We start from the raw sequence: 9488 nt of genomic DNA, 5'->3' as shown, positions 1-9488 counted from the left end.
CGCCTGGGCGGACCCGACCCTGCACCTGGCGCGCGCCACGGCCCTGGCGGCCGTGGCGTTGGCGGCCGCCGTGCTGGTCGCGGCCGCCGTCGACGGCGCGCCGCGCCTGTCCCGGCTCCACGACGCGCTCAGCGGCGGAGGGCTCGTCGCCGTCCTCGGCCTGCTGCTGCTCCAGGCGGCCTGGCTGCCCGACGCCCTCGTCTGGGCCCTGTCCTGGCTGGCCGGGCCGGGCTTCAGCGTGGGGGAGGGGAGCCTCTTCTCCCCCGACGCCGTCATCGCCGGCCCCGTGCCGACACTGCCCGTGCTCGGGCTCCTGCCCACCGCCGCGCTGGGCGGTGAGGGCTCGAGCGCTGGCCTCTACGCGCCGCTCCTGCTCACCCTGGCGGCCCTGGCGGTCACGTGGCGCAGCCGCCACGAGCTCGCCGGGCTGGCGCTGGGGCAGTCGGTGCTCGCCGGAGCCGCGGCCGCCGTCGTCGTCGCCGCCGGGACCTGGCTCGCCTGCCTGGCGGCCTCCGGACCCGTCGGGCCCGGGCGGCTGGCCGATGTCGGGCCCGCCACGACGATGACGGTCCTGCTCGTGGCCGTCGAGACGGGCGTCGGCCTCGTCGCGGGCTGCGTGCTCGTCCACCCCCGGGCCCGGGCGCTCACTGAGCGCGGGGTCCGCTCGACGGCGGACGCGGCCGCGAGCGCCGCGAGCGGGGCGCGCTCGCGCGTCGAGGCCGGGATCTCAGCCACCCGCGAGGCGGCGCGCGAGCGCACGGCCCGCCCGGACTCTGACAGCGCTGACAGCGCCGGCACCGACGCCGGCACCGACGACAGCACGGAGACCGCATGAGCACCCCCGCACGCCTCGTCGTCCTCGTCTCGGGCACCGGCTCCAACCTCGCCGCCCTCCTGGCCGCCTGCGAGGAGGACTCCTACGGGGCGCGCGTCGTCGGCGTCGTCACCGACAAGGAGTGCCCCGCCGCGGACCTGGCCCGGGCCGCCGCCGTGCCCGTCGCCGTCGTGCCCCTGAGCACGGGCCGCGACCCGGCCGTGCGCGCCGCCTGGGACCTCGACCTCGCCGCGGCCGTCGGCGCCCACCGGCCCGACCTCGTCGTCTGCGCCGGCTTCATGCGCCTGCTCGGGACCGGCTTCCTCAACCGCTTCGAGGGGCGGGTGCTCAACACCCACCCCTCCCTCCTGCCGGCCTTCCACGGCGCCCACGCCGTGCGCGACGCCCTGGCCGCCGGGGCCCGGCGCACCGGGGCCACCCTCTTCTGGGTGGACGAGGGCGTCGACACCGGCGCCCACGTGGCCCAGGTGGAGGTCCCCGTGCTGGCCGACGACGACGAGGCCGCCCTCACCGCCCGCGTCAAGGCCGTGGAGACGCCCCAGCTCGTCGAGCACGTGGGCCGCCTCGCGCGCCAGGCGGCCGCCCGGCCCCGCTGAGCCGTCGGGGCACGGCCGTCGCGAGGCTCACGGCCGGCCGCCCGGCGCGCCGGGGGACCGCGGCGCTAGGCTGGGCCCGGCCGCGACTGGCGAGGGTGGGCCACCACCGGGGAGCGGCCGCACGATGGATGAGCAGGGGCGTCGCCCGCCTGGGCGCCCTGGCCGACCGATCGCACCAGGAGCGCGTATGAGCACGCCCGTCCCCACCACCCACGTCCCCACCGAGGGCCTGATCGACCCCGAGCAGGTGCCCGTGCGCCGGGCCCTCGTCTCCGTCTACGACAAGACCGGGCTCGTCGAGCTCGCCACCGCGCTGGCCGGCGCCGGCGTCGAGATCCTGTCCACCGGCTCCACCGCCGCCACCATCGCCGCCGCCGGGCTGAGTGTCACCCCCGTCGAGGACGTCACCGGCTTCCCCGAGTGCCTCGAGGGCAGGGTCAAGACCCTGCACCCGCGCATCCACGCCGGCATCCTCGCCGACCGCCGCAAGAGCGAGCACATGGCCCAGCTCGACGAGCTCGGGGTCGCCCCCATCGACCTCGTCGTCGTCAACCTCTACCCCTTCACCGGTACCGTCGCCTCCGGCGCCCCCTTCAACGCCTGCGTCGAGCAGATCGACATCGGCGGGCCCTCGATGGTGCGCGCCGCAGCCAAGAACCACCCCGCCGTCGCCGTCGTCACCGACCCGGCCGACTACCCCGCCGTCGCCGCCGCGGTCGCCTCCGGGGGCTTCCAGCTCGCCGAGCGCCGCCGGCTCGCCGCCAGGGCCTACGCCCACACCGCCGCCTACGACGCCGCCGTCGCCACCTGGTTCGCCCAGCAGGTCGAGGCCGGCGAGCCGCAGGCGGCTCCCGTCCCTCCCGCCTACGTCGGCCTGGGGCTCGAGCGCCTGGAGACCCTGCGCTACGGCGAGAACCCCCACCAGGCGGCCGCCGTCTACACCCAGCCCGGCACCACCGGCGGCGTCGCCCGCGCCACCCAGCTGCACGGCAAGGCCATGAGCTTCAACAACTACACGGACACCGACGCCGCCCTGCGGGCCGCCTACGACCACGGCGACGACGTCACCGTCGCCGTCATCAAGCACGCCAACCCCTGCGGCATCGCCGTGTCCGCCAGCGGCGACGTCGCCGAGGCCCACCGCAAGGCCCACGGCTGCGACCCCGTCTCCGCCTACGGCGGCGTCATCGCCACCAACGCGACCGTCACCGCCGAGATGGCCCGCCAGGTCGCCCCCGTCTTCACCGAGGTCGTCGCCGCCCCCGCCTTCGAGGACGAGGCCGTGGCGATCCTGTCCGCCAAGAGGAACCTGCGCCTGCTGCTCGTCGAGCCCCCGGCCCGCGAGGGCTACGAGATCAAGCCCGTCTCCGGCGGCGCGGTGGTCCAGCAGCGCGACACCTACCAGACCCACGACGACGATCCCTCCACCTGGCGGCTCGTCTCCGGCGAACCCGCCGACGAGACCACCCTGGCGGACCTGCGCTTCGCCTGGCGCGCGGTGCGCGCGGTGCGCTCCAACGCGGTCCTCCTCGCCCGTGACGGCGCCACCGTCGGCGTGGGCATGGGCCAGGTCAACCGCGTCGACTCCTGCCGGCTCGCCGTCGAGCGCGCCAACACCCTGGGCCTGCGCTCGACCGGGGACGCGGCCGCGGACGCCGGGCCCCAGAAGGAGACGGGCGCCGTCGGCGGCGCCGACGCCTCCGAGGTCCTCACCGCCGACGCGCCCGAGCGGGCCCGCGGCGCGGTGGCCGCCTCCGACGCCTTCTTCCCCTTCGCGGACGGCCTCCAGGTGCTCATCGACGCCGGTGTGAGGGCCGTCGTCCAGCCCGGCGGCTCCATCCGCGACGAGGAGGTCATCGCCGCCGCCCAGGCCGCCGGCGTCACCATGTACCTCACGGGCAGCCGCCACTTCGCCCACTGAGCGGCGGGGGGGGCGGACGCGGCCCGTCCCGGCACCCGCGTGGGGCTCCGGGACGGGCCGGGGCGGCCTCGCTACGATGCGCCTGTGAGCCAGGAGGACCAGGAGGCGCCCGCCGCCCCGACGCGCAGCGGGCGGCGCCCCGGGTGGGGCGAGTCCCACCGCGAGCCGTACTCGACGCTGAGCGTCGTGGCCACCGCCGTCGCGCTCGCGGGCGTGCCGGCGCTGGCGCTCACCCACCACCACCGGCTCGCGGTGCTGTGGCTCGCCTGCCTCGTCCTGGCGCTGTCGGTGGTGCGGGTGCTGCGCCCCGACGGCACGTGGATCGCGGCCCGGGGGCGCCTGTTCGACGCCGTCCTCGGCCTCCTGCTCGCGCTCGGCCTGCTCCTGCTGAGCTCCTACATCGAGCTGCCCCGCACGCTGTGACCGACGGGTGACGTGCCCCGGCCCGCCCCGCCGAGCCCCGGGGGAGCGGGTGCCACGGGCCGGGTGGGCGCGCCCGGCACCCGCCATGCGTGCTCGAGTCGGCGCGACAGCGGCGCGTGTGGCATGCTGCCGACGCACCGGGCAGCACCCCCGCTCCCGGGACCCCATCCCTCGGAAGGCCGGTCATGTCCACCGCGACCACGAACAGCCCCGCGGACCAGCGCGGGATCCTCGCCAAGGGTGGGATCCTCGTCTGGGTCCTCACCGCGATCGTCCTCGCCCTGCTCCTCGGCAGCCTCAAGGTCGGCGGCACCCACCTCGTCCCCATGGGCGTGGGCCGCGTCTTCGCGACCTTCTCCGACCTCTTCAGCCAGTTCCTCAGCTTCTCCATCCCGCTCATCATCATCGGCCTGGTGACGCCCGCCATCGCGGACCTGGGCCGTGGGGCGGGCAAGTGGCTCGGCATCACCGCCGCCATCGCCTACGGCTCGACCCTCTTCTCGGGCTTCCTCACCTACCTGGTGTGCGCGAGCGTCTTCCCCCGCCTGCTGGGCAGCGGCTCCCTGTCCGACGTCGCCGAGCCCGGCAGCGCCCTGACGAGCCTCTTCACCGTCGAGATGCCCGCCGCCGTCGGCGTCATGACCGCCCTGCTGCTCAGCTTCGTCGTCGGCATCGGCCTGGCGATGGTGCCGCGCGGCGTCCTGCGCAAGGGCTTCATCGAGTTCCGCGCGATCATCACCTCCCTCATCGAGAAGATCATCATCCCGCTGCTGCCGCTGCACATCTTCGGCATCTTCCTCAACCTCACCTACACGGGTGAGGCCTGGGCGATCATGCTCACGCTCGTGCGGGTGGTCGTCGTCGTCCTCCTGCTCGAGGTCGTCATCCTCGGGGCCCAGTACCTCGTCGCCGGCGCCATCGGCCGCCGCAACCCGCTCAAGGCCCTGGTCACCATGCTGCCGGCCTACCTCACGGCCCTGGGCACCTCCTCCTCCGCGGCCACGATCCCGGTGACCCTGGCCCAGACGAGGAGGAACGGCGTGTCCGGCGCCGTCGCCTCCTTCACCGTGCCGCTGTGCGCCACCATCCACCTGGCCGGCTCCACCTCGAAGATCTTCGCCTTCGCCTTCGCGATCGTCCTGACCCAGGGCATCACGGTCTCCGCCGCCCAGTGGGTCGGCTTCATCTTCATGCTCGGCATCACGATGGTCGCCGCCCCGGGCGTGCCCGGAGGCGCCATCATGGCCGCCACCGGCCTGCTGTCCTCGATGCTCGGCTTCGACGACGCCCAGGTGGCGCTCATGATCGCCACCTACATCGCCCTGGACTCCTTCGGCACCGCCACGAACGTCACGGGTGACGGCGCCATCGCCATCGTCGTCGACGCGATGGCCGGAGGCTCCTTCCACGACGACGGCGACGTCGAGAACGCCCGCGAGCTGTCCTTCGACGGCATGAAGTACCTCGACCGCGTGAGCGTCGAGGGCGTGGTCTCCCCGGAGGACCTGGCCGCCTCCGCCGCCGCTGCCGGCCCGAACGCCGTGAGCTGAGCCGCCTCCTCGGCTCCTCAGGACCCCGCCCCGCCCTCGAGAGCACGCCCCTGAGCGTCGCTCTCGAGGGCGGGACGCGTCCCGGCGCCTGCCGCCGTCCCCCGGTGTGACCCGGATGACGCCAGGGGTGAACACGGCCCGCGGCCATCGTCCTGGGCGCACGGCGGCCGCGGGCCGTAGGCTCGCCCCAGCGGCTGCAGGCACCTGCGGCCCGAGCCAACGTCCTAGAAGGAGTCCTTCATGGCCAACGCCCCCGTCAACGTCACCATCACCGGTGCCGCCGGCAACATCGGTTACGCCCTGCTGTTCCGCATCGCCTCCGGCGCCCTCCTCGGCCCCGACCAGCGCGTCAACCTGCGGCTGCTGGAGATCCCGCCGGCCATCAAGGCCGCCGAGGGCACCGCCATGGAGCTCTTCGACTCCGCCTTCCCGACGCTGGGCTCCATCGACATCTTTGACGACCCCAAGCAGGCCTTCGAGGGCGCCAACATCGCCTTCCTCGTCGGCTCGATGCCCCGCAAGGCCGGCATGGAGCGCGCCGACCTGCTCTCCGCCAACGGCGGCATCTTCGGCCCCCAGGGCGAGGCCCTCAACGCCGGCGCCGCCGAGGACATCAAGGTGCTCGTCGTCGGTAACCCCGCCAACACCAACGCCCTCATCGCCGCCTCCCACGCCAAGGACATCCCGGCCTCCCGCTTCACCGCGATGACCCGACTGGACCACAACCGCGCCCTGGCCCAGCTGGCCGCCAGGACCGGCGCCCACGTCTCCGAGCTCGACAAGGTCACCGTCTGGGGCAACCACTCCACCACCCAGTACCCGGACCTTACCCACGCCACCGTCAGGGGCCAGGCCATCCCGGAGGTCCTGGCCGACCGTGCCTGGGTCGAGGACGACTTCATCCCGACCGTCGCCAAGCGCGGCGCCGCCATCATCGAGGCCCGTGGCGCCTCCTCGGCCGCCTCGGCTGCCTCGGCCGCCATCGACCACGTGCGCGACTGGTGCCTGGGCGTCAAGGACTACTCCTGGACCTCCTCCTCCATCATGAGCGAGGGCCAGTACGGCGTCCCCGAGGGCATCATCTCCTCCTTCCCCTGCACCTCCGAGAACGGTGAGTGGAAGGTCGTCGAGGGCCTGGAGATCGACGACTTCTCCCGCGCGAGGATCGACGCCTCCGCCGCCGAGCTCCTGGACGAGAAGAACACCGTCGCCTCGATGGGCCTCATCTGAGCCCTGAGCCCGCCACGGCCCACCCGCTGAGCCCTGGGCTCTCGCACTGGGACCTGACCGGAGGGGTCGGGCGCCGGCGTGAGGGCCCAGGGCTCAGTGCCGGGCGACAGGGTCCGGCCGGGCGATAGGGTCTGGCCATGGCACGGCGCAGCTCGAAGCGGCCCTACGGGGCCGCACACGTCCCCCTGGACATGAACCGCCTCGCCTCGCTGCCGCGCACCCAGACCGGCCCCGGCGGCGCCAGCTTCACCGTCCGGCACCTGCGCGGGGGAGACAAGCCCTACACCTGCCCCGCCTGCCACCGCCAGATCCCTCCGGGCACGCCCCACGTCGTCGCCTGGAGCAACGACCACCTCTTCGGGGCCGACCGCGGCCTTCAGGAGCGCCGCCACTGGCACACCTCCTGCTGGCAGCGCAACCTGTGGTGACGCGCCGGCGCGCGGCACGGGCCCGTTGCGGGCCGCTCCCGGCCCGGGGCGGTCAGGCCAGTGGCTCGGGGGACAGGGCCTCCCAGCCCGGCAGCAGGCGCTCCAGCGCGAAGCGCAGCGGCACGATGTCACCGTCGCGCCCGCCCTCCCCGATGGTCATCGGCACCGGCTCCGCCACCGGCACGGTCCCCAGGAGCCGCTCCCGCAGGCTCAGCGACTTCGACAGGACGTAGAAGCGGCCCTCGTCGTCAATGGCCACCGTCCGGTCCCCACGCAGGTACCAGCCCCGCAGCGGGGTGCGCGCCGTGCCCCCGCCGTAGCCCTGCACCACGAGCGGCTGGGCCACCAGGCCCTGCTCGCGCGCCACCCGGACGAAGAGGGACACGATCCTGGCGGCGCGGGCGTGCTCGGCGTCCGCGCGCGCCCGCATCATCCGGGCCCGCTCGGCCGCGGCCTCGCGCCGCTGCGTCGCCCAGTCGGCCTCCGGGGCGAGGGGGCTGGAGCCGGAGGGCGGGGGGAGCGGGGTCTCGTCGGCACTGGTCGGCATGGGGCCAGCCTACGTCCAGGTGCCGGCACGGCCCGCGGGGCGCACACTAGTGGCATGAGCACCAGCCAGGACCTGGGCATCGTCCTCGACACCGGGTCGACGGTCCCCGTCTTCACCCAGATCTGCGACGGCGTGCGCCAGCACGTCGAGGACGGCACCCTGGGCGCCGGGACCCGGATGCCGACCACCCGCGCACTGGCGCAGGCGCTCGGCGTCGCCGTCAACACCGTCGCCAAGGCATACCGGACCCTCGAGGAGGAGGGCGTCGTCGAGGGCAGGGGGCGCCTGGGGACCTTCGTCGTCGAGCCCGGGGCCGGGCAGCGCGAGGCCCTGCGCTTCGCACGCGCCATGAAGGACGCGGGCCTGACGCTCACGCAGGCGCAGGCCCTCCTCCGTGCCGCCTGGGGCCCAGCAGGACCCCGCTGAGCGAGGCTCCCGCAGGGCCCTGGGCTCAGTCCTCCGGCGAGGGCGCAGGAGCCTCGGAGGCCGGCTCCTCAGCCTCCTCCTGGGCCTGCTCGGCGCCGTCGAGGGCCTCGGTGATGACGCCGGAGTACACCGGTCCCTGGGCCCCGGCAGCGCCCAGGACCCCGCGCATCTCCTCCAGGTAGCCGGCCACCGAGTCGCGCTGGCGCTCGAGCTCCTCGACCTGGCGGGTCGCCGCACCGATACGGGCCTCCGCGCTCAGCCGCGCGTCCTCCACCATCGCCTCGGCCTCCGCACGGGCCTGACGCAGCAGCTCCTCCGCCTGGCGCTCGGCCTCCTCCTGACGCGCCCGGGCGGCCGCGTCCGTCTGCGTGCGCACGGACTCCGCGCGGTCGACGGCCTCCTGCAGGCGGGCCTCGGCCTCAGCGGCCTGCGACCTGGCCTCCTCGCTCATCTCGCGCACGCGGGCGGCGGCCTCGTCGTGGGCGCGCGAGTCCTCCGCGGCGGCCGCCTCGTGGGCGGCGGCGATCTCGAGGGAGGCCTGGTGACGCAGCTCCGTGGCCTCCGCGCGGGCGGCGGCGGCCTCGTCCTGGGCCTGGCGGCGCAGGGTCTCGGCCTCGGTGCGGGCCCCGTCCAGCAGCGTGCCCGCCTCGGCGCGGGCGCGCTCGAGCAGGGCCGTGGCCTCGGCGGTGCTCGAGGAGCGCAGGGCCTCGGCCTCGGCCGCGGCCTCCTCCCGGGTCCGGGTGGCCTCGCGCTCGGAGGACACCCGGATCTCCGCGGCGCTCTTGCGGGCCTGGGCGAGCAGGAGCTCGGCCTCGCGCTCGGCCCCGGCGGTCGTCGTCGTCGCCTGGGAGGCGGCGTCGGAGGCCACCTGGGCGGCCCGGCGCTCGGCCGAGCCGACAAGCTCGTCCGCGCGGGAGCGGGCGTTGGACAGGACGGTGGAGGCCTCGGCCTCGGCGTTCGAGCGCAGCTCGGCCGCCTCCCGGCGGGCGTCGGCCAGGAGCGTCGCCGCCTCGCCCGAGGCCCGCTCGGTCACCCGGCTGGCGTTGGCGGAGGCGCGCGCCGCCAGGGCGTCGGCCTCGGAGGTCGCCTTGGACAGGACGGAGGCCGACTGCTCCTCGGCGCTGCGCAGCAGCTGCTCGATGCGCGAGCCGAGGCCCGAGTAGGTGGGCTTGTCCGTCTCCCGCAGGCGCCGCTGCGCCTCGGCGAGCTCGCCGGCGAGTGTGAGGGCGCGCTGGTCGAGGCTGACGACCTCGCGGCGCGCCTCGGCCAGGCTGCGGCTCAGGGACTCGATGCGCTGGTCGACCTGCGCGCGGTCGTAGCCGCGCATGGTGATGGCGAAGTCCTCGGTCCCCTCGGCCATGGTGGTGCCTCCAGTCAGTGGTGCTCTGTGGTGCTCAGCGGCGCTCAGTGCTGTTGAGCCGGGACGGCGTCGGGCCGTCTGGGCCCAGGGTAGCGACGGAAGGGCGGAACGACGAGGGGGCAGCCGGCCGCGTCATGAAACCCTAGGCGGTGGGCCCGGCCGGATCCTGCGG

General features: G+C 75.3%; 10 protein-coding genes and 1 riboswitch. Of the genes, 8 read left to right on the top strand and 2 right to left on the bottom strand.

The features are described 5' to 3' along the window. The 7 genes from H6X67_RS08205 to H6X67_RS08175 all read left to right on the top strand — a co-directional run. Positions 1–835: cell division protein PerM (locus H6X67_RS08205; RefSeq protein WP_249435502.1), on the top strand; the 835-nt coding region annotated here is incomplete at its 5' end. Next, positions 832–1431 (top strand): phosphoribosylglycinamide formyltransferase, encoded by a 600-nt coding sequence (gene purN, locus H6X67_RS08200; protein ID WP_249368008.1) that lies wholly within the window; start codon positions 832–834, stop codon positions 1429–1431. The genes H6X67_RS08205 and purN, both read left to right, overlap by 4 nt. 72 nt (positions 1432–1503) lie before the next feature. Continuing rightward, positions 1504–1593: riboswitch (ZMP/ZTP riboswitch) on the top strand. A 25-nt stretch (positions 1594–1618) separates the two neighbouring features. Beyond that, positions 1619–3352, top strand: coding sequence for a bifunctional phosphoribosylaminoimidazolecarboxamide formyltransferase/IMP cyclohydrolase (purH, locus tag H6X67_RS08195; protein WP_249375220.1), 1734 nt, complete (start codon positions 1619–1621; stop codon positions 3350–3352). Positions 3353–3436: 84 nt separating this feature from the next. Then, positions 3437–3775: a DUF3017 domain-containing protein gene (locus H6X67_RS08190; protein WP_249368012.1), complete on the top strand. Its 339-nt coding sequence runs from the start codon at positions 3437–3439 to the stop codon at positions 3773–3775. Between the two features lie 185 nt (positions 3776–3960). Further along, on the top strand, positions 3961–5325 hold the full coding sequence (locus H6X67_RS08185) for a dicarboxylate/amino acid:cation symporter (RefSeq protein ID WP_249368014.1): 1365 nt from the start codon (positions 3961–3963) through the stop codon (positions 5323–5325). Between the two features lie 240 nt (positions 5326–5565). Beyond that, entirely contained in the window at positions 5566–6555 is a 990-nt protein-coding gene (locus tag H6X67_RS08180; RefSeq protein ID WP_249368015.1) for a malate dehydrogenase, read from the top strand. Positions 6556–6692: 137 nt separating this feature from the next. Next, positions 6693–6983, top strand: a complete 291-nt coding sequence (locus H6X67_RS08175) for an Rv1322 family protein (RefSeq protein ID WP_249368016.1) — start codon at positions 6693–6695, stop codon at positions 6981–6983. A 52-nt stretch (positions 6984–7035) separates the two neighbouring features. On the opposite strand, the gene H6X67_RS08170 is transcribed toward H6X67_RS08175, so the two are convergent. Continuing rightward, positions 7036–7530 carry a hypothetical protein gene (locus tag H6X67_RS08170; RefSeq protein WP_249368018.1) on the bottom strand — a complete coding sequence of 165 codons (495 nt, stop codon included), beginning with the start codon at positions 7528–7530 and terminating at the stop codon, positions 7036–7038. A 54-nt stretch (positions 7531–7584) separates the two neighbouring features. Here H6X67_RS08170 and H6X67_RS08165 point away from each other — a divergent pair, with 54 nt between their 5' ends. Beyond that, positions 7585–7956, top strand: a complete 372-nt coding sequence (locus H6X67_RS08165; RefSeq protein ID WP_249368020.1) for a GntR family transcriptional regulator — start codon at positions 7585–7587, stop codon at positions 7954–7956. Between the two features lie 25 nt (positions 7957–7981). Here the strand turns inward: H6X67_RS08165 and H6X67_RS08160 are convergent, their stop codons facing one another. After that, positions 7982–9316, bottom strand: a complete 1335-nt coding sequence (locus H6X67_RS08160) for a coiled-coil domain-containing protein (RefSeq protein ID WP_249368022.1) — start codon at positions 9314–9316, stop codon at positions 7982–7984. Between the last annotated feature and the right edge of the window lie 172 nt (positions 9317–9488).

The organism is Actinomyces sp. AC-20-1 (genome assembly GCF_023369555.1).
GTDB lineage: Bacteria > Actinomycetota > Actinomycetes > Actinomycetales > Actinomycetaceae > Actinomyces.
The sequence above is the reverse complement of the archived record's forward strand: the minus strand, read 5'-3'. Positions and strand labels throughout refer to the sequence as shown.

What these genes read in the sequence shown, in the direction of transcription:
- purN (WP_249368008.1), top strand. Translation starts at nt 832, where the DNA reads ATGAGCACCCCCGCACGCCTCGTCGTCCTCGTCTCGGGCACCGGCTCC.
- purH (WP_249375220.1), top strand. Translation starts at nt 1,619, where the DNA reads ATGAGCACGCCCGTCCCCACCACCCACGTCCCCACCGAGGGCCTGATC.
- H6X67_RS08185 (WP_249368014.1), top strand. Translation starts at nt 3,961, where the DNA reads ATGTCCACCGCGACCACGAACAGCCCCGCGGACCAGCGCGGGATCCTC.
- H6X67_RS08180 (WP_249368015.1), top strand. Translation starts at nt 5,566, where the DNA reads ATGGCCAACGCCCCCGTCAACGTCACCATCACCGGTGCCGCCGGCAAC.
- H6X67_RS08175 (WP_249368016.1), top strand. Translation starts at nt 6,693, where the DNA reads ATGGCACGGCGCAGCTCGAAGCGGCCCTACGGGGCCGCACACGTCCCC.
- H6X67_RS08170 (WP_249368018.1), bottom strand. Translation starts at nt 7,530, where the DNA reads ATGCCGACCAGTGCCGACGAGACCCCGCTCCCCCCGCCCTCCGGCTCC.
- H6X67_RS08165 (WP_249368020.1), top strand. Translation starts at nt 7,585, where the DNA reads ATGAGCACCAGCCAGGACCTGGGCATCGTCCTCGACACCGGGTCGACG.
- H6X67_RS08160 (WP_249368022.1), bottom strand. Translation starts at nt 9,316, where the DNA reads ATGGCCGAGGGGACCGAGGACTTCGCCATCACCATGCGCGGCTACGAC.